Here is a 23,549-nt window from a genome sequence, read left to right on the forward strand (position 1 = left end):
GACTCTTGACGCGTGCCCCGATGTGGCATGAGCCTGTCAGTCATTCGCCGCTGTGGCGAATCACTGCTAGGGGGGTTCATGAGACCCAGAGCGAGATCGATCCTCGCTGCCGGTGCGCTCCTGATAGGTGGAGCGAGTATCGCACCCATAGCCCAGGCACAACCGGGAAGTTCACCAGAAACCGACCCGAGTGAAGTGAAGGTCTTCCGCGCCGAAGTCACCAAGAAGCAGGTACCCCTGCTGCTGGCGGCCGGCCAGGACGGCCACGAACTCAGTGAGCGGGCGCCCGAGAAGGGCAAGGCCACCGTCGAGGTCTACCTCACCGACGACCAGGCCGCGAAGCTCGGGAAACAGGGCGTCAAGCTTACCGAGCACACCCTCTCCGCCCGGGCCGAGGCCCGTACGGAGAAGGCCGCCGAGGGCGTGTACCGCCCGTACAGCGGCAGTGGGGGGCTCAAGGAGGAGATCGTCCGGACCGGGCAGGAGAACCCCGGCCTCACCAAGGTCGTCTCCATCGGCAGGACCGTGGGCGGCCAGGACATCCTGGCGCTCAAGCTCTCCAAGAACGCCAAGAGGACGAAGGACGGCTCCAAGCCCTCCGTCCTCTACATGTCCAACCAGCACGCGCGCGAGTGGATCACGCCGGAGATGACCCGGCGCCTGATGCACCACTACCTGGACAACTACAAGACGGACAAGCGGGTCAAGAAGATCGTCGACTCGACCGAGCTGTGGTTCGTCCTCTCGGCCAACCCCGACGGCTACGACCACACCTTCAAGGACCCCGCCAACCGTCTGTGGCGAAAGAACCTGCGGGACAACAACGGCGACGGCGCGATCGGCGTCGGCGACGGCGTGGACCTCAACCGCAACTTCTCCTACAAGTGGGGTTACGACGACGAGGGTTCGTCCCCCAGCCCCACCAGCGACACCTACCGCGGCACGTCCCCCGGCTCCGAGCCCGAGACCAAGGCGCTGGACGCGTTCCAGAAGCGCATCGGTTTCACCTACGGCATCAACTACCACTCCGCCGCCGAACTCCTGCTCTACGGCGTCGGCTGGCAGGTGGCCACCAAGACCCCCGACGACGTCCTCTACGAAGCGCTCGCCGGCACCCCGGAGAACTCCGCGATCCCCGGCTACCATCCGCAGGTCTCCTCGGAGCTGTACACGACCAACGGCGAGGCGGACGGCCACGCCTCGAACGTCAACGGCATCGCGATGTTCACACCCGAGATGTCGACCTGCCGGACCGCGTCGAACATCGACCCGAACGACCAGTGGAACGCCGGGGACTGCCAGTCGGTGTTCAACTTCCCGGACGACGAGAAGCTGATCCAGCAGGAGTTCGCCAAGAACGTGCCGTTCGCGCTCTCCGTCGCCGAGAGCGCCGAGCGCCCGGACCGGCCCGCCTCCTCGATCGGTGTGCGGGCCGCCGACTTCACCCCGGCGCCGTTCACCACCTCGTACTCCCGCGGCGCCGACCAGGAGGTCTCCGTCGTCGCCCGCAAGTCCCTGCGCGACAAGGAGCTCAAGTACCGCGTCAACGGCGGCCGTACGCACGACATGCGGCTGCGGCCCTGGAAGGGCGGCGAAACCTACGGCGGTGAGGACAACCTCTACTTCGACGAGTACCGCGCCAAGGTCGCCGACGGGGACCGGGGCGACCAGGTCGAGGTGTGGTTCACCGGCGAGACCAGAAGCGGGAAGAAGGTCTCCAGCGAGCACTTCACCTACACGGTCGCCGAACGGCCGCGCGCGGATGTCCTCGTGGTCGCGGAGGAAGGCGCCGGCGCCCCGCACGCGCAGAGTTACGTCGACGCGCTCAAGGCCAACGGCCGCCGGGCGATCGTCTGGGACGTCGCCGCGAAGGGCGCGCCCGACGCGCTCGGCGTCCTGGGCCACTTCGACACCGTCCTCCACTACACGGGCGCGAACGTGCCCGGCAACGCCACCCAACTCCAGCTGCGCGCCCACCTCAACGAGGGCGGACGGCTGATCGAGGCGGGCGAGCAGGCAGGCGGCGCCGTCGACCTCGGCGGCGGCAACCTGTCGGACGACTTCAGCCAGTACTACCTGGGCGCCTACTCCCGTACGTCGGTCCCCGGCGCCACCGGCTTCACCGGATCCGGCGAGCTCGGCGGCACCACCGGGGCGCTCGGCGACGCCACCGGCAACCCGCTCGACAAGGCCGGGACCTACAGCGTCACCTCGGACGAGCTGCCCGCCGACACCTTCCCGCAGTTCGCGAGCGCCGGGGCGGGTCAGTTCGCCGGGACCGTCAACCCGTACGGGCCGTACGCCGGTTCGTACATGGCGGCGGCCGTGCACACCGACGACGCCTACAAGAGGCTCACCCGCACCGTCGACCTCACCGGGGTGACCGCGGCGCAGCAGCCCAAGCTGCGCACCCAGCTCCAGTGGGACGTCGAGCCCGGCTACGACAACGTCCTGATCGAGGCCCACACCACCGGGGCCGACGACTGGACCACGCTCCCCGAGCTCGGCGGCGCCACCAGCGACGCCGTGCCCGCGGACTGCGAGGCCGGGTTCTATGTGGGTGAGCACCCCTGGCTGCGGCACTACCTCACCGTGTCGCCCGGCGGCTGCACCGCGTCCGGCACCAGCGGCGCGTGGCACGCCCTGACCGGCGCCTCCGGCGGCTGGAAGCAGGTCGAGTTCGACCTGAGCGCCTACGCCGGCAAGTCGGTCGAGATCTCGGTCAGCTATGTCACCGACCCGGCGTTCGGCGGTCACGGCGTCCTCGCCGACGAGACCTCGCTCGTCGTCGGCGGCACGGCGACCGGTACCGAGGGCTTCGAGACGTCGCTCGGTGCCTGGAGCGTGACCGGACCCCCCGCGGGCAGCCCGGCCGTCCTCAAGGACTGGGCACGCACCGGGGAGCTGTTCCGGACCTATGGAGCGGTCACCACCAAGGACACCGTGCTGCTGGGCTTCGGTCTGGAGCACCTCGCCTCGGCGGCCGACCGCAAGGCGCTCATCAGAAAGGCCCTCGACTCACTTGACGACTGATACGTCGGGTCAACCGCGCACCACACGCAGTGACCAAATCGAGTGATCCCACCTTCCGAGGGAGGCGGTCCGTACCCCTACTGGCGGGTACGGACCGCCGTGCCGTGTATGAGGCATCTGCATGTCACCACGGCGGCTTCAGAGAGGTAGGGTCGTAGGCGGTCGGGGACATCCCAAACAGAGCTCGCCGGCACCGCATGGCCGGCGTACCAACGAGGAGATCGGTTCGTGACGATCCGCGTAGGCATCAACGGCTTCGGTCGTATCGGTCGCAATTACTTCCGCGCGCTGCTGGAGCAGGGTGCTGACATCGAGATCGTGGCTGTCAACGACCTGGGTGACACTGCGACCACCGCTCACCTGCTGAAGTACGACACCATCCTGGGTCGCCTCAAGCAGGAGGTCACCCACACCGCCGACACGATCACCGTCGACGGCCACACCATCAAGGTGCTTTCCGAGCGCAACCCCGCCGACATCCCGTGGGGCGAGCTGGGCGTCGACATCGTCATCGAGTCGACCGGCATCTTCACGAAGAAGGCCGACGCCGAGAAGCACATCGCCGGCGGCGCCAAGAAGGTCCTCATCTCGGCTCCGGCCTCCGGTGAGGACATCACCATCGTGATGGGCGTCAACAACGACAAGTACGACCCGGCGAACCACCACGTCATCTCGAACGCCTCCTGCACCACCAACTGCGTGGCGCCGATGGCCAAGGTCCTGGACGAGAACTTCGGCATCGTCAAGGGCCTGATGACGACGGTGCACGCGTACACCAACGACCAGCGCATCCTGGACTTCCCGCACAAGGACCTGCGCCGCGCCCGCGCCGCCGCCGAGAACATCATCCCGACCACCACGGGTGCCGCCAAGGCCACCGCGCTGGTCCTCCCGCAGCTCAAGGGCAAGCTGGACGGCATCGCGATGCGCGTCCCGGTCCCGACCGGCTCGGTCACCGACCTCGTCCTGGAGCTCGGCCGCGAGGTCACCAAGGAAGAGATCAACGCCGCCTTCCAGAAGGCCGCCGAGGGCGAGCTGAAGGGCATCCTCGAGTACACCGAGGACCCGATCGTCTCCTCCGACATCGTCAACGCCCCGGCGTCCTGCACCTTCGACTCCTCCCTGACCATGGTCCAGGAGGGCAAGAACGTGAAGGTCATCGGCTGGTACGACAACGAGTGGGGCTACTCCAACCGCCTCGTGGACCTCACGGTCTTCGTCGGCAACCAGCTCTGATATATCCAGAGCAGGCGCATTGATGTGAGTCAGGGCTCGGGTGGCGCAGGGACGCGCCACCCGAGCCCTGACGCACGTGCAGATCAGCCCTGTTGGATCACGAGCGCTTCCGAGCGATCGCGAGAGATCACGAGCCCTTCTCAGGAGTCCCCTTCATGAAGACGATCGACGAACTTCTCTCCGAAGGCGTCGCAGGCAAGCGGGTCTTCGTCCGCGCCGACCTGAACGTGCCGCTGGCCGGCACCACGATCACCGACGACGGCCGCATCCGGGCGGTCCTGCCGACCGTCAAGGCGCTGGCCGACGCAGGGGCCCGCGTGGTCGTCGCCTCGCACCTGGGCCGCCCCAAGGGCGCCCCGGACCCCGCCTTCTCCCTCGCCTCGGCCGCCGCGCGCCTCGGCGAGCTCCTCGGCGCCGAGGTCCGGTTCGCCACGGACACGGTCGGCGAGTCCGCCCGGTCCGTGGTCGCCGGCCTCGCCGACGGCCAGGTCGCGGTCGTCGAGAACCTGCGCTTCAACGCCGGTGAGACCAGCAAGGACGACGCCGAGCGCGGCGCCTTCGCCGACCAGCTCGCGGCCCTCGCGGACGTCTACGTCGGTGACGGGTTCGGCGCGGTGCACCGTAAGCACGCCTCGGTGTACGACCTTCCGGGCAAGCTTCCGCACTACGCCGGCCACCTCATCGCCACCGAGGTCGCCGTCCTCAGGAAGCTCACCGAGGACCTCAAGCGTCCGTACGTCGTTGCGCTCGGCGGCGCCAAGGTCTCCGACAAGCTCGCCGTCATCGACCAGCTGCTCGGCAAGGCCGACCGCCTCCTCATCGGCGGCGGCATGGCCTACACCTTCCTCAAGGCCAAGGGTTACGAGGTCGGCATCTCCCTCCTCCAGGAGGACCAGATCCCGACCGTCACCGAGTACCTGGAGCGGGCCGAGAAGAACGGCGTCGAGATCGTCCTGCCGGTCGACGTCCTGGTCGCCACCGAGTTCCCGGACCTGAAGACCAAGGCGCCGGCCAACCCCACGACCGTCGCCGCGGACGCCATCCCCGCCGACCAGGAGGGTCTGGACATCGGTCCGGAAACCCGCAAGCTGTACGCCTCGAAGCTCGCCGACGCTGCCACCGTCTTCTGGAACGGCCCCATGGGCGTCTTCGAGCACCCCGACTACGCCGAGGGCACCAAGGCGGTCGCCCAGGCCCTCGTCGAAGCCAAGGGCTTCACCGTGGTCGGCGGCGGCGACTCCGCCGCGGCCGTCCGCACCCTGGGCTTCGACGAGACGGCATTCGGCCACATCTCGACCGGAGGCGGCGCCTCCCTCGAATACCTCGAGGGCAAGACGCTCCCCGGCCTCGCCGCACTGGAGGACTGACTCTTTATGAGCACGCGCACGCCGCTGATGGCGGGCAACTGGAAGATGAACCTCAACCACCTCGAGGCCATCGCGCACGTCCAGAAGCTCGCCTTCGCCCTCGCGGACAAGGACTACGAGGCCGTCGAGGTCGCCGTCCTGCCGCCCTTCACCGACCTGCGCTCCGTGCAGACCCTGGTCGACGGCGACAAGCTGAAGATCAAGTACGGCGCCCAGGACATCTCGGCCCAGGACTCCGGCGCCTACACCGGCGAGATCTCCGGTCCGATGCTGGCCAAGCTGAAGTGCACGTACGTGGCGATCGGTCACTCCGAGCGCCGCCAGTACCACGCCGAGACCGACGAGATCGTCAACGCCAAGGTCAAGGCCGCCTACAAGCACGGCCTCACCCCGATCATGTGCGTCGGCGAGGAGCTGGACGTCCGCGAGGCCGGCAACGCCGTCCCGCACACGCTCGCCCAGGTCGAGGGCGGTCTCAAGGACCTCCCGGCCGAGCAGGCCGAGACCATCGTGATCGCCTACGAGCCCGTCTGGGCCATCGGCACCGGCAAGGTCTGCGGCGCCGAGGACGCCCAGGAGGTCTGCGCCGCCATCCGCGGCAAGATCGCCGAGCTGTACTCGCAGGAGCTGGCCGACAAGGTCCGCATCCAGTACGGCGGCTCCGTGAAGTCGGGCAATGTCGCCGAGATCATGGCGCAGGCCGACATCGACGGCGCTCTGGTCGGCGGCGCCTCGCTGGACGCGGACGAGTTCGTCAAGATCGTGCGCTTCCGCGACCAGTGAGTATGCGGTAGCGGCGATCCGTCGTACCCTTGCGGGGGCGCAGCCCTGGTGCTGTGCCCCCGTCGTCCATCCGAGTCCGAGAGAGTTGGTCCAGCCGTGGTTTTGGGGTTCTCGATCGCCCTGATCGTCTTCAGCGGGTTGCTGATGCTGCTGGTGCTGATGCACAAGGGGAAGGGCGGCGGCCTCTCCGACATGTTCGGTGGTGGCATGCAGTCGTCCGTCGGTGGTTCCTCCGTCGCCGAGCGCAACCTCGACCGGATCACCGTTGTGGTCGGTTTGCTGTGGTTCGCGTGCATTGTCGTACTCGGCATCATGATGAAGGTGAACAACTGACCAGCACGCACATTCCGCACGTAAGGCCCCATGTTTCGGTACGCGCCGTTGAGCGCGGCCTATCATGGGGCTTGCGTCTTGGTGTGAGGGTTCTGTAACTCCAATCACTGGACGCGCGTTGGGCCTTACGTAGACTGAGGCGCTCGCAGCGAAGCGGAACGCCGACTCGCTTCGCGGCACCATCACGCAGGGAGTTACGACCGTGGCAAGTGGCAACGCGATCCGAGGAAGCCGGGTCGGGGCGGGGCCGATGGGCGAGGCCGAGCGCGGCGAGTCCGCACCGCGTCTGCGCATCTCCTTCTGGTGCTCCAACGGGCACGAGACGCAGCCCAGCTTCGCCAGCGACGCGCAGGTTCCCGACACCTGGGACTGCCCGCGCTGCGGCTTCCCCGCCGGACAGGACCGGGACAACCCGCCGGACCCGCCGCGCACCGAGCCCTACAAGACGCACCTGGCGTATGTACGGGAGCGTCGCAGCGACGCGGACGGCGAGGCGATCCTCGCCGAGGCGCTCGCCAAACTGCGGGGCGAAATCTAGGAATTGAGGTCCGGCCGGGCACCCACAGGTGCCCGGCCGGATCCGTACGCACGAACGTGTGCCGCGGGCGATGCCGCGCGGCCACGCTGCCGTGCGACTTCGGCATGGGCGCCCTCGCCTCCGCCTTCCGTATCGCCGCCTCCTGCCGTTCGCCCTGGCCGTCACCTCGTTGATACCTGCGAGCAAGACCGACGTACCTGTTGTTGCATCGGACGACGACGCGACGACGACTCACGTCACCCGCTGATCAACTAGGTTGGAACAGCAGCATCAGGCACGAAAGAAGGCTGAAGTCGGACATGAACGCAGACGGCCGTACCAGGCTCAACCGGACGCCCCAGTGGACCGCGCTGGCCGAGCATCGCGAGGAGTTGGGCGAGGTCCGGATGCGCGAGCTGTTCGCCGCCGATCCCGAGCGCGGCGCCAGGTACACGCTGGACGTCGGTGACCTGCACATCGACTACTCCAAGCACCTGGTCACCGACGAGACCCTGCGGCTGCTGCGCGAGCTCGCCGCCGCCACCGGCGTCTTCGGGCTCCGGGACGCCATGTTCCGCGGCGAGAAGATCAACACCACCGAGAACCGCGCCGTCCTGCACACCGCGCTGCGCGCACGGCGTGACGCGGTGGTCGAGGTCGACGGGGAGAACGTCGTCCCGGGCGTCCACGCCGTTCTCGACAAGATGGCCGACTTCGCCGAGCGGGTCCGCTCGGGCGCCTGGACCGGCCACACCGGCAAGCGCATCCGGAACGTCGTCAACATCGGCATCGGCGGCTCCGACCTCGGCCCCGCGATGGCGTACGAGGTGCTGCGCAGCTACACCGACCGCGATCTCACGGTCGGGTTCGTCTCGAACGTCGACGGCGCCGACCTGCACGAGGCCACCCGCGACCTGGACGCGGCCGAGACGCTGTTCGTCGTCGCCTCGAAGACCTTCACCACCATCGAGACGATCACCAACGCCACCTCGGCCCGCAACTGGCTGCTGGGCGAGCTGAAGGCGGGCCCGGAGGCCGTCGCCAAGCACTTCGTCGCGCTGTCGACGAACGGCGAGAAGGTCGCCGACTTCGGCATCGACCCGGCGAACATGTTCGAGTTCTGGGACTGGGTCGGCGGGCGGTACTCGTACGACTCGGCGATCGGGCTGTCGCTGATGATCGCCATCGGCCCGGACCGCTTCCGGGAGATGCTCGACGGCTTCCGGACCGTCGACGAGCACTTCCGCACCGCGCCCGCCGAGTCCAATGTGCCGCTGCTGCTGGGCCTGTTGGGCATCTGGTACGGCAATTTCCACGACGCCCAGTCGCATGCGGTGCTGCCGTACAGCCACTACTTGTCGAAGTTCACGGCGTACCTCCAGCAGCTGGACATGGAGTCCAACGGCAAGTACGTCGGCAGGGACGGTCAGGAGGTCGACTGGCAGACCGGGCCGGTCGTGTGGGGCACGCCGGGTACCAATGGGCAGCACGCGTATTACCAGCTGATCCATCAGGGCACCAAGCTGATCCCGGCGGACTTCATCGGTTTCGCCGAGCCGGTCGCCGAGATGAGCGAGGAACTCAAGGCGCAGCACGATCTGTTGATGGCGAACTTCTTCGCGCAGACGCAGGCGCTGGCGTTCGGCAAGACGCCCGAGGAGGTGCGGGCCGAGGGGGTGCCCGCGGAGCTGGTCGCCCACAAGACGTTCAAGGGCAACCACCCCACGACCACGATCCTCGCGCGTGAGCTGACCCCGTCCGTGCTGGGCCAGCTGATCGCGCTGTACGAGCACAAGGTGTTCGTGCAGGGCGCGGTGTGGAACATCGACTCCTTCGACCAGTGGGGCGTGGAGCTCGGCAAGGTCCTCGCCAAGCGCGTCGAGCCGGCACTGACCGAGGGCGCCGAGGTGCCGGGGCTGGACGGGTCGACAAAGGCACTCGTCGCCAAGTACCGGGAGCTGCGCGGCCGGCAGTGACCGCGGCCGGCAGTGAGCGCGGTGTCGGACTCCCGGTGTCGGACTCCCGGTGAGTCGGGCACCCGGTGAGTCGGACGCCGGGTCGGTCAGGTCACCGCGCTCAAGGTGTCCGCGAGGCGGTGGCGGGCCGCGCGGGAGGCCGGGACGGCGGCGAGGGCCGCCGCGCCGAGGACCGCGGCGGCGGCGAACAGGAACAGGTACGCGACCGGCGGCCCCTGGGCGATCCCGGCGCCGATGCCGCTCGATCTGCCCTGGGCGTCGATCAGCCAGTTCGCGAGCGGGGCGCCCAGTGCCGTGCCGATGACGACCGCGGCCAGGGCCGTGCACGCCGTGGAGGTGACGGTGATCCCGGTGATCTGCCGCGGGGACAGGCCGATCGCCTTGAGGGCCAGCAGATCGCGCTCGCTCTCACGGACGGTGCCGCCGATCGCCGTCAGAAGTTCGATGAGCCCGATGAGGGCCAGGACGGCGATCAGGCCGACGACGACCGCGCGCAGGGCGGTCAGGCCCTCGGCCGGATTCGGCGCGGTGTTCACATCCAGGTGACCCTGCCCCGCCTCGGTCAGTCTCCCGGCGACCCGGGCCGGGTCCGCACCCGGTTCGAGCCGCAGCTCGTAGAGGGTGGGGCCGAGGTCCGGGTCGTTCTCGCGGAGGGTGTCCAGGGAGGTGGAGATGACCCGGCCCGCGTTCTCCGGCTCGATGCTGCGGCCGACGATGTGCAGGATCTGCGGCTGGTCGCCGACCGTCATCCGCACCCAGTCGCCGACCCGCACGTCCAGCAGATCCAGCAGCCCCTGCCCGGCCACCGCCTCGTCCGGCCCCTCGGCGGGGCGGCCCTCCGCCAGGGCGTACGGGTAGGGGTCCTGGCTGGTGCCGAGGCCGCGCAAGGCGATCGTCGCCGTCTGGCCCGGGACCAGGGCGGCGACCTCGACGCCCGGGTAGGCGGCGGCCACCTCCGGGTCGCGTTCCAGCACCGCCCGGGCGTCCCGGTCGGGCATGGCGGGGTCGGCGTGGGCGGTCAGGGCGGTCGGCCGGCCGATCTGCTCGGGCCTGCTGTCGAAACGGTCGATGGTCGTCCACGCGCTCAGCGCGACCACGATCAGCAGCAGCGGCAGCGTGAGCCGGGCGACCGTGGCGAGCGACCTGGGGCGACGGGTGAACGCCCGATGCCAGCCCAGCACCAGCGCGGGCGGCAGCCGCAGCCCGAGTGCCCGCCGGGCCACCTCCGACAGCCGGCCACCGAGCCGGGCCGCCGGACGCGGTAGCGGTACCGGCGGTACACGTCCCGCCCGCCAGGCGGCGAGCCCCGTGGTCGCGCCGATGAACAGCACCGCCCCCACCGGCACCACGAACAACGCCAGGGTGTGCCCGGGCAGCCCCTGCCACACCCCGACCGCGTCCCCGAGCCGCCCAGGGATCCGGCTGCCGAGGGCCTGGAGGAGGGCCGCCGCGGCCACACCGCCCAGCAACGCGTAGGCGAGATGCTGCACCAGGAAGACGCGCACCACCTGACCCGGAGTGAACCCGATCGCCTTCAGCACCGAGATGTCCCGCAGATGGCCGCGGATCCGGGTGCCGATCGCGCCGTGCACCGCGAGCCCGGCGGCGGCCAGCGCCCCCAGTCCGAACAGCCCCAGCACCTGCCCGAGCAGCCGGTTGTCGCCCTGTGCCTCGGCACGCGCCTGCTTCCAGGTGGCGACCTCGTCGACGGCGCCGGCGCCCAGCACGGTCACGGCGCGCTGGACGGCGTAGTCCGTGTCCTCGGGGTCCGACAGACGCAGCCCGATGACCTGGCCGCCCGGGTCGCGCACCGCCGACGGCAGCGCCCAGACGAGCCCGGGCTGCTCGCCGGGACGGTAGCGGCGCTCGGCGCTGTCGGCGGTGCCGAGGACGGTCACGGTCCGGCCGGTGCCGGGCAGGGTCAGGGTCTCGCCGGGCGCGGTCAGCAGGGCACGGGCCAGCCGCGTCTCCAGGACGACGCCGTCGCGGTTCGCGGGGTCCAGCCAGTGCCCGGAGGTGAGGAGTGGGCGGCCGACGGCGGGGAGGTCGGGGGTGCCGCGCAGTTCGACGGAGGCACGGGTCCCCTGGGAGGTCAGGGTGGTGGACGCGGTGGGGTAGGGGCCCGCGACGGAATCGACGCCGCCCAGCTCCGCGAGCTTCCCGGTGTCGGCCGAGGAGCCGGTGTGCAGCCACACATGCGCGCCGTGCGCCTGGGTGAAGACGCGCTGCCACGGGTTGGTGGCGTAGCCGAAGAGGGCCGTCGCCAGCAGCAGGGAGACGACGATCCCGGCCGTGGCGAGCACGAGGAACAGCGCCTCGCCGCGATGCGTGCGCAGATCGGAGTGTGCCCAGCGCAGGGTCGCTCGCACGGGCCTCAGCCCCTCGGCCCGGGAGCCGGCTCGAGGGCCGGCTCAGGAGCCGGCCCGCAAGTCGGCCCGGAAGTGGGCCCGAGGGCCGGGCAGTCGTCGTAGACCCGCATCTCAGTCCTTGAGCTCCAGCACACCCGAGATGCCGGCCCGGCGCGGCGGTGTGCCCGCGTCCAGCTCGGCGTCGTCGGCTATCCGGCCGTCGAAGAAGCTGATCACCCGGTCCGCGGCACTGGCCAGCCGGGCGTCATGGGTGACCAGCACGATGGTCTGGCCGCGCTGGTGGAAGCGGGACAGCAGCCGCATCACCTCGCGGGTGCCCTTGCTGTCCAGGCTGCCGGCGGGCTCGTCGGCCAGCAGCAGCGGCGGCCGGTTGACCAGCGCACGGGCCAGCGCGACCCGCTGCTGCTCGCCACCGGACAGCTCGCCCGGCATGCTGCGCTCCTTGCCGGTGAGCCCCAGTTCGCCCAGCAGCTCCGACCGCTCGGCACGCGCCCGCTTCGGCGGGACGCCGGCCAGCAGGGCGGGCAGCTCGACGTTGTCGGCGACGGAGAGGTCGGAGACCAGGTTGAAGAACTGGAAGACGATCCCGATGCGCTTCCTGCGCTCGACCGCCCAGCGGGCCTCGTTCCACGCGTCGGCGCACTCACCGTCCAGCCAGATGCTGCCGCCGTCGGGCCGCTGAAGCCCGCCGAGCAGATGCAGCAGGGTCGACTTGCCGGCGCCGGACGGACCGGTGACGGCCACGAACTCGCCCTGCCGGACGGAGAGATCGACCCCCCGCACGGCATGCGCCGGGGCGCCCTCGCCGTGATGCGTCTTGACCAGGCTCTCGGCCCGCAGCACCGGACTCTCGGCCGCCGGCACCGGGCCGTCCGCGCGCCGCCCAGGAGCGGAATCGTCGCTCACTCCAGCTCCTCCAGCTCTTCCTGGCACCGCTCCAGCCAGTCGAGATCGGCCTGGAGGTGCAGCATCGCGCCCTCTATCAGCAGCTGCGCGATGCGGTTGTCCCGGTTCTCGGTGGCGGCGAGCTTCGACAGTTGACGCATGGTGTTCAGATACTGGCGCCGCTGTCTGTTGATGAGGGCGACCTGGTCGGCGAGACCGGTCTGAGGGGCCAGGGCCAGTTTCATGAAGAACTCGTCCCGTACCCGCGGCTCGTCCTCGGGCTCCTCGAACCAGACGCGCAGCGCCTCACGTCCGGCTTCGGTGAGGTGGTACACCTTCTTGTTGGGCCGGCTGGACTGCGCCACGTCCTCGCCCTCGATCAGTCCCGCTTTCTCGAGGCGGCCGAGGGTCACATAGATCTGGCCGACGTTCGGCTGAGGGTACGCGGAGCCCAGCGTCTGCTCAAGGTCCTGCTTGAGCTCGTACCCGTGGGCCGGTCCACGTGCCAGCAGCGCCAGGAGGGGCAGCCGCACTCGTGCTCTCCTCCTCGCATCTGGGTAATGTGCCGCGAGGCCTAGTATCGCGCATACCTAACAGGTATACATGGCCTCTGACTCCGGGCAAAGATGCCTGGGGCCGGTGTGCAAGGAGGAACCTATGCGGTGGATCCACGCCGCTGGTAGGGGCCTTCTTGTCCTTGTCGTGATCGTGACCGGTCAGGTCGCCTCCGGCGTCGGCCCCGGCAGGGGCCTGGCGGCGGAGGGCAGGGGCCCGCTGACTCTGGCCACGGCCGGCGATCTCACCGGCTATCTCGGCTCCGTCCTGGAGGGCTGGAACCGCACCCACCCCGGCGAGAAGGTCACTCTCGTCGAGCTGCCGGACTCCGCCGACGAGACCCAGGCGCAGATGGCCACCGACCTGCGGGACGGTGACCGCAGCCGCTTCGACGTCCTCAACATCGACGTCAGCTGGACCTCGGAGTTCGCGGCGCACGGCTGGATCCGCCCCCTGGCCCGCGACCGTTTCCCGGTGGACACCTTCCTGCCGCGGGTCGTGAACACGGCGACCTACGACGGACAGCTGTACGCGGTGCCGTACGTCACCAACGCCGGTCTGCTCCTGTACCGCAAGGACATCCTCGACAAGGAGGGCGTCGACCCGCCGCGCACCTGGTCCGAGCTGGAACGGGCGGCGCGCACGATCGCGCCCGAGTACGGCCTGGACGGCTACGCGGGCCAGTTCCTGCCGTACGAGGGGCTGACCGTCAACGCCGCCGAGGCCGTCTACTCGGCGGGCGGCACGATCCTCGGCGACGAGGGCGAGCGCGTCACGGTGAACTCCACGGCGGCCCGGGAAGGGATCGGTTTTCTGGCCCGCGGGGTGCGCGAGGGCTGGATACCGAAGCAGGCGCTCACATACAAGGAGGAGGAGTCCAAGCGGGCCTTCCAGGACGGACGCCTGCTCTTCCTCCGCAACTGGCCGTACGCCTATGTCGGCGCCTCGGCGCAGGGCTCGCCGGTCGCCGGGAAGATCGGTGCCGTGCCGCTGCCGGGGCCGGACGGGCCCGGGACGAGTGTGCTGGGCGGCTCGAATCTGGCGGTCAGCAGCCATGCCCGGCACCCCGACTCGGCGGCCCGGCTGATCGCCTATCTCACCAGCGAGCGCGTCCAGCGCCAGGTCCTCACGCGCGGTGCGCTGCCGCCCGTGCGCGCCGACATCTACGAAGATCCCGAACTGGTACGGCAGTTCCCGTATCTGCCGACCCTGCGCGAGAGTGTGCGCACGGCCGCCCCGCGCCCCAAGAGCCCCCGCTACGACCAGGTGAGCCTGGTGGTCCAGGCGGTCGTGCACGACGCGATGGCCGGGCGGCAGACGCCCGCCGCGGCCGTGCGCCGACTGGCGGGAGAGCTCGATGCGGTCTCCTCGCGCTAGACGCTCGGCCGATTCCGCCCCGGTGGACTCCTCCCTCTAGTTACTTGTTAAGTAACGCCACGGTCTCTTCTCTCGCCGTCTTGGGTGGGTAAGTACCGACATAAAGGGCAGACCGCTCGGTATCTTGCGTCCAGTTCATTGACACCCTCGCGACACGTCTACTTAACATGCATGCATAACTGCTGCCCTCTTCAGAGACAGGTCAATGGGTTGAACAGGCACCCTTGGTGGCGTGACGCGGTGATCTACCAGGTCTACGTCCGCAGCTTCCTCGACAGCACCGGTGACGGTGTCGGCGATCTCGCCGGCGTCCGGGCCGGACTGCCGTACCTGAAGAAGCTCGGCGTCGACGGGATCTGGCTGAGCCCCTTCTATCCCTCGCCCCAGCACGACCACGGCTACGACGTGGCCGACTACTGCGACGTCGACCCGGTCTTCGGCGACCTCGCCGAGTTCGACCTGCTGGTGGCCGCCGCCCGGCGGCTCGGCATCAAGGTGCTGCTCGACATCGTCCCCAACCACTGCTCCAGCGAGCACCCGTGGTTCGAGGAGGCGCTGACCTCCGAGCCGGGCAGCGCCGCCCGCGCCCGCTTCCACTTCGCCGAGGGCCGCGGCCCCGACGGCGCCGAGCCGCCCAACAACTGGCACGCGATGTTCGGCGGCCCGGCGTGGAGCCGGGTGACCGAGGCGGACGGGCAGGCCGGCCAGTGGTACCTGCACATGTTCACCCCCGAGCAGCCCGACTGGAACTGGCGCAACCCCGAGGTCGGCGCCGAGTTCGAGCGGGTCCTGCGGTTCTGGCTGGACCGGGGTGTCGACGGCTTCCGCATCGACGTCGCCGCCGGCCTCTACAAGCACCCCGAGCTGCCCGACTCCGACGACCCGGAGGCCGACGCCCGCACCCGCGACTCGGTCAACCCGCTCGCCTGGAACCAGCCCGAGGTGCACGAGGTGTGGCGCCAGTGGCGCTCCATATGCGAGGACTACACCGCCCGTGACGGCCGCGAGCGCCTCCTGGTTGGCGAGGTCTCCGTCCCCACCGCACGCGAGCACGCCCGGTACGTCCGCTCCGACGAGCTCCACCAGGCCTTCTTCTTCGACCTGCTCAGCGCCCCCTGGGAGGCCGGCGCCTTCCGCAAGGTCATCACCGAGGCCATGCAGGACATCGCCGGCACCGGCTCCACGGTCACCTGGGTCCTGAACAACCACGACCAGGTCCGCACCGTCACCCGCTACGGCGAACCCGCCACCGAGGGCAGCGGCCTCGGCGCCGCCCGCGCCCGCGCCGCCGCGCTGCTGATGCTGGCGCTGCCCGGAGCGGCGTACATCTACCAGGGCGAGGAGCTGGGCCTGCCCGAGGTCGTCGACCTGCCCGACGACGTGCTCACCGACCCGATCTTCCACCGCACCGGAAGCCGCGCCCGCATCCGCGACGGCTGCCGGGTGCCGCTGCCCTGGTCGGGACAGGCCTCCCCGTTCGGCTTCACCTCCGGTGTGGAGGGCGCCAAGCCCTGGCTGCCGCAGCCCGAGTACTTCGCCGAGTACGCCACCGACCGAGCCCTCGCCGACACCCGCTCCTTCTGGCACCTGTACCGCGACGGCCTCCAGCTGCGCGCCGCGCTGCCCCAGCTGGGCGAGGGCACGCTGCGCTGGCTGGACAGCCCGCCCGGCGTCCTGGCCTTCACCCGCGGCGACGGCCTCGTCTGCGCCGTCAACTTCGGTACGGCCCCCGTCCCCGCACCGGCCTCCGGCAGCCCGCTGCTGTCGAGCGGCCCCTGCCCGGCCGGTGTGCTGCCCGGCTCCACCGCGGCCTGGTGGATGAGCGACGGGGACGCCCCCGAAGCCGTCTGACCCTGCCCTCCCTGACCCTGTCCACCCCCTTTTGTTCGCAAGGCCCGATCAACCGTCAGTTTTCCCATCCCCGAAGGGACATCGATGATGATGCGACGACGTACCACCCTGCTCACCGGCTGCACCGCACTCGTCCTGGCGCTCGGCGCGACCGCCTGCGGCGGCGGACCGGTCTCCGCGGGCGGCGGCGACAAGGCGCTCAGCGGTCAGACGATCACCGTCGCCGGCGTCTGGTCCGGCACCGAACAGAAGAACTTCCAGAAGGTGCTGGACGCCTTCACCGAGAAGACCGGCGCCAAGACCCAGTTCACGTCCACCGGGGACAACGTCTCCACGGTCGTCGGCAGCAAGATCGAGGGCGGCAATGCCCCCGACGTCGTGATGGTCCCGCAGCTCGGCGTGCTCCAGCAGTTCGCGCAGAAGGGCTGGCTCCAGCCGCTGTCCAAGACCGCCCAGAAGTCCGTGGACGCCAACTTCGCCCCCGTGTGGAAGGACTACGGCAGCGTCGACGGCTCCCTCTACGGCCTGTACTTCAAGGCCGCCCACAAGTCGACCGTCTGGTACAGCCCCGACGCGCTCGCCCAGGCCGGCGTCAAGCCACCGAAGTCGTACGACGACATGCTGAAGGCCGGACAGACCGTCTCCGACTCCGGCCTCGCCGCGTTCTCGGTCGCCGGACAGGACGGCTGGACCCTCACCGACTGGTTCGAGAACGTCTACCTCTCCCAGGCCGGCCCCGAGAAGTACGACGCCCTCGCCGCGCACAAGCTGAAGTGGACCGACGCGTCCGTCGTCGAGGCGCTCACCACCCTCGGCAAGCTGTTCAAGGACAAGCAGCTGATCGCGGGCGGCCAGAAGGGCGCCCTCAACACCGACTTCCCCGGCTCGGTGGAGAAGGTGTTCGGCCCGAAGCCCGAGGCGGGCATGGTCTACGAAGGCGACTTCGTCGCCGGTGTCGCCAAGGACCAGTTCGGCAAGAGCATCGGCGAGGACGCGGACTTCTTCCCGTTCCCGGCGGTCGGCGGCGGCAAGGCGCCGGTGGTCAGCGGCGGTGACGCGGCCGTCGTCCTGAAGGACGGCAAGAACCAGAAGGCCGGCATGGCGCTCCTGGAGTACCTGGCCACACCGGAGGCCGCCGCCGTGTGGGCCGAGGCGGGCGGCTTCCTCTCCCCGAACAAGAACGTCGACCTCGCCTCATACGGCGACGACGTCACCCGCGAGACCGCCAAGTCCCTGATCGCCGCGGGCGCTTCGGACTCGGTCCGCTTCGACATGTCCGACCAGGCCCCGGCCGCCTTCGGCGGCACCAAGGGCGCGGGCGAGTGGAAGCTCCTCCAGGACTTCCTGCGCGACCCCTCCGACCCGAAGGCGACCGCGGCGAAGCTGGAGGCCGCGGCGGCCAAGGCGTACGAGGACCAGGGCTGACCCGTCATGACCGCCACACTCGTGAAAGAGGCGAGTCCCACGCCCGCCGCCGGCGCCGACAAGGCACGCTCCCGGCGCTCGCGGCGGCGCGGGAAGATCATCGCCCTGCTCTTCGTCTTCCCCGCCCTGCTCCTGCTGGGCGCCCTGGTCGTCTACCCCGTGCTGTTCTCCGTCGGCCGCAGCTTCTTCGACGCCTCCGGCACCCGCTTCGTGGGCGGCGAGAACTACACCGAGATGTTCCGCGACCCGGCGACGCTCAAGGCGATCCGCAACACCACGATCTGGGTGGTGGTGGCCCCGGCCCTGCTCACCGGACTCGGCCTGATCCTGGCCGTGCTGGTGGAGAAGGTCCGCTGGGCCACGGCGTTCAAGCTGCTGCTGTTCATGCCGATGGCGGTGTCCTTCCTCGCCGCCGGCATCATCTTCCGGCTCGCGTACGACGAGGAACCGGACAAGGGCGTGCTGAACGCGGCGGCCGTCTCCGTGCACGACGCGTTCCAGGGCTCGTCGACCTATCCGACGGCCCGGGCGCGCGACGGCCAGGACCTGACGAAGGCGGCGGACGGCTCGTACCGCCTGGGCGCGAGCGCCTCTCCGGGTGACGCGGTCACGCTGGGCCTGGTCGGCGTGCTCCCGGCCGACCTGCCCGACGGGGCCGAGCCCGCCTACGCGGCGACGGGGACCAAGGCGAGCCCGGGTGAGCTGCGCGGGGTCGTGTACCTCGACTTCACACCCGGCGGGGGAGGGCAGCAGGGCAAGATCGACCGGCGCGAGAGCGGCCTGCCGGAGATGACGGTCGAAGCGGTGCAGGCCGGCAAGACGGTCGCCTCGACGACCACCGCGTCCGACGGCTCCTTCCGTTTCGAGGGACTGGACGACGGGTCGTACACCGTCAAACTGCCCGCCTCGAACTTCGCCCCGCCCTACGAGGGCATCTCCTGGCTCGGGCCCACGCTGGTCACCCCGGCGATCATCGGGGCGTATCTGTGGATCTGGACGGGCTTCGCCATGGTCCTGATCGGCGCGGGTCTGTCGACCCTCCCCCGGGACGCCCTGGAGGCGGCGCGGATGGACGGCGCGAACGAGTGGCAGATCTTCCGGCGGATCACGGTGCCGCTGCTGGCACCGGTGCTGACGGTCGTGTTCATCACCCTCGTCATCAATGTGATGAAGGTCTTCGACCTCGTGTACATCATCGCGCCCGGGCCGGTGCAGGAGGACGCGACCGTGCTCGCGACACAGATGTGGCTGGTGTCGTTCGGCGGCGGCAACAACCAGGGCCTGGGCAGCGCGCTCGGCGTCCTGCTCCTGCTGCTCGTGATCCCCGCCATGGTCTTCAACGTCCGCCGTTTCCGAAGGAGTCAGCGATGAACGCGGCCATGAACACGGTCCGCCGCGGACTGGGCAACGGCCTCGTCCAGGCCTTCCTCGTCGTGGTCGGACTGGTGTGGATGACACCCCTGGCCGGGCTGTTCCTGTCGTCCTTGCGGTCCGCCGAGGACACGGCGAAGGGCGGCTGGTGGACGGTGTTCACCAGCCCCGGCCAGCTCTCCTTCGACAACTACTCGGCGCTGCTGGGCAACGCCGGCATCACCGAGGCATTCTGGAACACCGTGCTGATCTCGGTGCCGGCGACCCTGCTGGTGGTGGTCCTCGCGGCGCTCGCCGGGTACGCCTTCGCCTGGCTGGACTTCCCCGGCCGGGAGGCGATCTTCCTGGTCGTGGTGGCGCTGCTGGTGGTGCCCGTGCAGATCGGCCTGCTGCCGGTCGCCAAACTCTTCGGCCAGCTGGGGCTGTTCGGCACGATTCCCGGTGTCGTCCTCTTCCACGTGGCGTACGGGCTGCCGTTCGCGGTGTTCCTGTTGCGCAACTACTTCGCCGAGATGCCGAAGGAGATGCTGGAGGCGGCCAGGATGGACGGCGGCAGCGAGTGGCGGATCTTCACGCGGCTGGTGCTTCCGGTGGGGCGCCCGGCGATCGCCTCGCTCGCCATCTTCCAGTTCCTGTGGGTGTGGAACGACATGCTGGTGGCCCTGCTGTTCGCCGACAGCGCCTCGCAGCCCCTCACCGTGGAACTCCAGTCGCAGATACGCCAGTTCGGCAGCAACATCGACGTCCTGGCCCCCGGCGCCTTCGTGTCACTGATCGTTCCGGTGGTCGTGTTCTTCGCCTTCCAGCGGCACTTCGTGCAGGGCGTGATGGCCGGATCGGTCAAGTAGCGCGGTGGCGCGGGTGAGCCGCGCGGACGCTTCGGGCCCTCGCTCCACCGGGAAGCGAGGGCCCGAAGACCGTTCAGGCGGACGCCGGTGGATACAGCGACCGCGGCAGCTGCGACGCCGCCGCCGCGTCCAGGAGCCACAGGGTGCGCGAGCGCCCGCGCGCTCCCGCCGCCGGGGCCTGGATCTCGCCCGCGCCCGACAGGGCGATCGCCGCGGCCCGGGCCTTGTCCTCGCCGGCCGCCAGGAGCCAGACCTCACGCGCCGCACGGATCGCGGGGAGCGTGAGGGTGACACGGGTCGGCGGCGGCTTGGGGGCGCCGTGCACCCCGACGACCGTGCGTTCCGTCTCCCGTACGGCGGGGAGCTCCGGGAAGAGGGAGGCGACGTGGGTGTCGGGGCCCACGCCGAGCATCAGGACGTCGAAGGTGGGGACGGCGCCGTGATTCTCCGGGCTCGCCGCCCTCGCCAGTTCCTCCGCGTACGCGGAGGCCGCCGCCTCCACGTCCGTGCCGAACGGGCCGTCCGACGCGGGCATGGCGTGCACGCGTTTCGGGTCCAGCGGCACCGCGTCCAGCAGGGCCTCGCGGGCCTGCGTGACATTGCGCTCCGGGTCGCCCTCGGGCAGGAAGCGCTCGTCGCCCCACCACAGGTCCAGGCGGCCCCAGTCGACGGCGTCCCGGGCGGGGGCCGCCGCCAGCGCGGCCAGCAGACCGTTGCCGTTGCGGCCGCCCGTGAGGACGACGGACGCCGAGCCCCGGGAGGCCTGGGCGTCCACGATCTTCGTGATCAGCCGGGCCGCCGCGGCCTGCGCCATCAGCTCCTTGTCGTGGTGCACGACCAGCTGAGGTGTGCTCACTTCGCCGCCGCCCTCTTCACCGGTTCCGACGCCGCCGCTTGTTTCGCGGGTGCTTTCGCAGCGGCTTCGACGGGAGTGTCGACCGCTTCTCCTTTGGCCGGCGATCCCCCCTCGCCCGCGGCCTGCGCCTGCCCGGCCTGCGCTTGCTCCGACTGCGCCTGCCCCGCCTGTGCCTGCTCCGACTGCGTGGACCCCGGCGCCTCGGCCGGCGTCTCCTCCGCCCGGGCCACCGCGGCCTCCGCCAACGCCACGGCCTGCGCGGCCTTGGCGATCGCGGCCTCGGCACCCCGCACCGCCGGAACCGGACCGGAGCTCAGCCGCTCCACCCCGAACCGCAGCGCGGAGGCGTAGGTGTCGTCCGGGTCGAGCCGCCGCAGCTCCTCCGCGATCAGCTCGGCCGTCTCGCGCCGCTTCAGCGCGACCGCACGGTTCGGCTGGCCCTGGATGGAGAGGGTCGCGAGCGAGCCGTCCGCGCGGTCGAGGGCTATCGGGCCGCAGTCGGTGGCCATGCGGACCGCCGTCAGACCGGGGCCCGCCGACAGCGACCGCTTCACCGGGACGCCGAGCCGGTCCGCGAGCCACATCGCCAGCAGCTCACAGCTCGGGTTGAACTCCTCGCCCTCCACCTCGACGCCCTGCACCTCGCAGACGACCTGGTCGAGAGCCGCCGCGAGCATCGAGCGCCACGGCGTGATCCGGGTCCAGGACAGGTCGGTGTCGCCCGGCGTGTAGGTCTCGGCGCGGGCGGCCAGCTCCCGCACCGGCTGCTCGGCGGCGTAGGTGTCGGTCACCCGGCGCTGGGCCAGCGAACCGAGCGGGTCGTTCGCCGGGTCGAGCGGCGCGTTCACCGGCCACCAGACCACCACCGGCGCGTCCGGCAGCAGCAGCGGCAGCACGACGGACTGGGCGTGGTCGGCCACCTCGCCGTACAGCCGCAGCACCACGGTCTCGCCGGTGCCCGCGTCGGCGCCGACCCGTACCTCGGCGTCCAGCCGGGACTGCGTACGGTCCCGGGGCGAGCGCGAGACCCGCTTGATGACGACCAGGGTGCGCGAAGGGTGCTCGCGGGAGGCGTCGTTCGCCGCCTTCAGGGCGTCGTACGCGTTCTCCTCGTCGGTCACGATGACCAGCGTGAGCACCATGCCCACGGCCGGTGTACCGATGGCCCGGCGGCCCTGCACCAACGCCTTGTTGACCTTGCTGGCGGTGGTGTCCGTGAGGTCTATCTTCATGGCCGGCGCCAGCTCCGTCCGTCTCGCTCCAGCATTTCGTCGGCCTCGACGGGACCCCACGTGCCGGCCGGGTACTGAGCCGGCCTGCCGTGCTTGTCCCAGTACTCCTCGATCGGGTCGAGGATCTTCCAGGACAGCTCGACCTCCTCGGTGCGCGGGAAGAGGTTCGAGTCCCCGAGCAGGACGTCGAGGATCAGCCGCTCGTACGCCTCCGGGCTGGTCTCCGTGAACGACTCGCCGTAGGCGAAGTCCATCGAGACGTCCCGGATCTCCATCGACGTGCCGGGCACCTTGGAGCCGAAGCGGACGGTGACGCCCTCGTCGGGCTGGACGCGGATCACGATCGCGTTCTGGCCCAGCTCCTCGGTGGCCGTGGTGTCGAAGGGGGAGTGCGGCGCCCGCTGGAAGACCACCGCGATCTCGGTGACCCGGCGGCCGAGCCGCTTGCCGGTGCGCAGATAGAACGGCACACCCGCCCAGCGGCGGTTGTCGATCTCCAGCTTGACCGCGGCGTAGGTGTCCGTCTTGGACTTGGGGTCGGTGCCCTCCTCCTGGAGGTACCCGACCGCCTTCGCGCCGCCCTGCCAGCCGGCCGCGTACTGCGCGAACACCGTGTCCCGGCCCAGGTCCCTCGGCAGCCGTACGGCACCGAGCACCTTGGTCTTCTCCGCGGCCAGCGCGTCCGCGTCGAAGGAGGCCGGCTCCTCCATGGCCGTCAGGGCCAGAAGCTGCAGGAGGTGGTTCTGGATGACGTCACGGGCGGCGCCGATGCCGTCGTAGTAGCCGGCCCGGCCGCCGATGCCGATGTCCTCGGCCATGGTGATCTGCACATGGTCCACGAAGGACCGGTTCCAGATCGGCTCGAACATCGTGTTGGCGAACCGCAGCGCCAGGATGTTCTGGACGGTCTCCTTGCCCAGATAGTGGTCGATGCGGAAGACCTGGTCCGGGGCGAAGACCTCGTGGACGACCTGGTTGAGTTCCTCGGCGGACCTCAGGTCGTGGCCGAAGGGCTTCTCGATGACCGCGCGGCGCCAGGAACCGGCCGTCTGGTCGGCCAGGCCGTGCTTCTTCAGCTGCTGGATGACCACCGGGAAGGAGCGCGGCGGCACCGAGAGGTAGAAGGCGAAGTTGCCGCCCGTGCCCTGTGCCTTGTCCAGCTCCTCGATGGTGCCGCGCAGCCGCTCGAAGGCGTCGTCGTCGTCGAAGGTGCCCTGGACGAAGCGCATGCCCTGGATGAGCTGCTGCCAGACCTCCTCACGGAAGGGGGTGCGGGCGTGTTCCTTGACCGCGTCGTGGACCTCCTGGGCGAAGTCCTCGTGGGCCCACTCGCGGCGGGCGAAGCCGACGAGGGAGAAGCCCGGCGGCAGCAGACCCCGGTTGGCGAGGTCATAAACGGCCGGCATCAGCTTCTTACGTGACAAATCGCCCGTAACGCCGAAAATCACCAGGCCCGACGGCCCCGCGATACGCGGGAGCCGTCGGTCGGCGGCGTCACGAAGCGGGTTCGCTTCCGTGACGGTGAAGGGTGACAA

The 23,549-nt window shown here is 70.2% G+C and carries 18 protein-coding genes; 12 read left to right on the plus strand and 6 right to left on the minus strand.

Translation table 11 applies throughout. The annotated features are described in order from the left end of the window. The first annotated feature begins 78 nt into the window (after positions 1-78). The 7 genes from ACHBTE_RS25445 (at position 79) to pgi (ending at position 9,245) form a co-directional block, all read left to right on the plus strand. Positions 79-3,033, plus strand: a complete 2,955-nt coding sequence (locus ACHBTE_RS25445; protein ID WP_394726395.1) for a M14 family zinc carboxypeptidase — start codon at positions 79-81, stop codon at positions 3,031-3,033. Between the two features lie 228 nt (positions 3,034-3,261). Beyond that, a complete protein-coding gene (gene gap / locus ACHBTE_RS25450; protein ID WP_394726396.1) occupies positions 3,262-4,269 on the plus strand; it encodes a type I glyceraldehyde-3-phosphate dehydrogenase in 1,008 nt (335 codons plus the stop codon). 155 nt (positions 4,270-4,424) lie between these two features. After that, positions 4,425-5,636 carry a phosphoglycerate kinase gene (locus ACHBTE_RS25455; RefSeq protein WP_394726397.1) on the plus strand — a complete coding sequence of 404 codons (1,212 nt, stop codon included), beginning with the start codon at positions 4,425-4,427 and terminating at the stop codon, positions 5,634-5,636. 6 nt (positions 5,637-5,642) lie between these two features. Next, positions 5,643-6,419, plus strand: a complete 777-nt coding sequence (gene tpiA, locus ACHBTE_RS25460) for a triose-phosphate isomerase (protein WP_394726398.1) — start codon at positions 5,643-5,645, stop codon at positions 6,417-6,419. A gap of 102 nt (positions 6,420-6,521) precedes the next feature. Further along, positions 6,522-6,752, plus strand: a complete 231-nt coding sequence (secG, locus tag ACHBTE_RS25465; protein ID WP_030951411.1) for a preprotein translocase subunit SecG — start codon at positions 6,522-6,524, stop codon at positions 6,750-6,752. A gap of 202 nt (positions 6,753-6,954) precedes the next feature. Further along, entirely contained in the window at positions 6,955-7,290 is a 336-nt protein-coding gene (locus ACHBTE_RS25470; protein WP_003957010.1) for an RNA polymerase-binding protein RbpA, read from the plus strand. Positions 7,291-7,589: 299 nt separating this feature from the next. Further along, positions 7,590-9,245 (plus strand): glucose-6-phosphate isomerase, encoded by a 1,656-nt coding sequence (gene pgi, locus ACHBTE_RS25475; protein ID WP_394726399.1) that lies wholly within the window; start codon positions 7,590-7,592, stop codon positions 9,243-9,245. Between the two features lie 86 nt (positions 9,246-9,331). Here the strand turns inward: pgi and ACHBTE_RS25480 are convergent, their stop codons facing one another. The 3 genes from ACHBTE_RS25480 to ACHBTE_RS25490 form a co-directional block, all read right to left on the minus strand. Next, on the minus strand, positions 9,332-11,614 hold the full coding sequence (locus ACHBTE_RS25480; RefSeq protein ID WP_394726400.1) for an FtsX-like permease family protein: 2,283 nt from the start codon (positions 11,612-11,614) through the stop codon (positions 9,332-9,334). 111 nt (positions 11,615-11,725) lie between these two features. Next, positions 11,726-12,520 (minus strand): ABC transporter ATP-binding protein, encoded by a 795-nt coding sequence (locus ACHBTE_RS25485; RefSeq protein WP_394726401.1) that lies wholly within the window; start codon positions 12,518-12,520, stop codon positions 11,726-11,728. After that, a complete protein-coding gene (locus tag ACHBTE_RS25490; RefSeq protein ID WP_394726402.1) occupies positions 12,517-13,032 on the minus strand; it encodes a PadR family transcriptional regulator in 516 nt (171 codons plus the stop codon). The genes ACHBTE_RS25485 and ACHBTE_RS25490 overlap by 4 nt, the downstream gene beginning before the upstream one ends. A 124-nt stretch (positions 13,033-13,156) precedes the next feature. On the opposite strand from ACHBTE_RS25490, the gene ACHBTE_RS25495 reads away from it, so the two are divergent. From ACHBTE_RS25495 to ACHBTE_RS25515, 5 genes are all read left to right on the plus strand, one after another. Then, positions 13,157-14,431 carry an ABC transporter substrate-binding protein gene (locus tag ACHBTE_RS25495; RefSeq protein ID WP_394726403.1) on the plus strand — a complete coding sequence of 425 codons (1,275 nt, stop codon included), beginning with the start codon at positions 13,157-13,159 and terminating at the stop codon, positions 14,429-14,431. Positions 14,432-14,602: 171 nt separating this feature from the next. Then, complete coding sequence (locus ACHBTE_RS25500) at positions 14,603-16,282, plus strand: glycoside hydrolase family 13 protein (protein ID WP_394726404.1); 1,680 nt, start codon at positions 14,603-14,605, stop codon at positions 16,280-16,282. Between the two features lie 87 nt (positions 16,283-16,369). Further along, complete coding sequence (locus tag ACHBTE_RS25505; protein ID WP_394726450.1) at positions 16,370-17,707, plus strand: ABC transporter substrate-binding protein; 1,338 nt, start codon at positions 16,370-16,372, stop codon at positions 17,705-17,707. Positions 17,708-17,713: 6 nt separating this feature from the next. Next, positions 17,714-19,078, plus strand: a complete 1,365-nt coding sequence (locus tag ACHBTE_RS25510; RefSeq protein ID WP_394726405.1) for an ABC transporter permease subunit — start codon at positions 17,714-17,716, stop codon at positions 19,076-19,078. 8 nt (positions 19,079-19,086) lie between these two features. Then, a complete protein-coding gene (locus tag ACHBTE_RS25515) occupies positions 19,087-19,926 on the plus strand; it encodes a carbohydrate ABC transporter permease (protein WP_394726451.1) in 840 nt (279 codons plus the stop codon). A 73-nt stretch (positions 19,927-19,999) separates the two neighbouring features. Here ACHBTE_RS25515 and pgl read toward each other — a convergent pair whose 3' ends face one another. Genes pgl through zwf form a run of 3 tightly spaced genes read right to left on the minus strand, consistent with a single transcriptional unit; the run spans position 20,000 to position 23,549 of the window. Further along, positions 20,000-20,782, minus strand: a complete 783-nt coding sequence (pgl, locus tag ACHBTE_RS25520) for a 6-phosphogluconolactonase (protein ID WP_394726406.1) — start codon at positions 20,780-20,782, stop codon at positions 20,000-20,002. Next, positions 20,779-22,014, minus strand: coding sequence for a glucose-6-phosphate dehydrogenase assembly protein OpcA (opcA, locus tag ACHBTE_RS25525; protein WP_394726407.1), 1,236 nt, complete (start codon positions 22,012-22,014; stop codon positions 20,779-20,781). The genes pgl and opcA overlap by 4 nt, the downstream gene beginning before the upstream one ends. Then, positions 22,011-23,549 carry a glucose-6-phosphate dehydrogenase gene (gene zwf, locus ACHBTE_RS25530; RefSeq protein ID WP_394726408.1) on the minus strand — a complete coding sequence of 513 codons (1,539 nt, stop codon included), beginning with the start codon at positions 23,547-23,549 and terminating at the stop codon, positions 22,011-22,013. Before zwf ends, opcA begins: the two co-directional genes overlap by 4 nt.

The sequence above is a fragment of the Streptomyces sp. M41 genome (assembly GCF_043673425.1).
Taxonomy (GTDB): Bacteria; Actinomycetota; Actinomycetes; order Streptomycetales; family Streptomycetaceae; genus Streptomyces.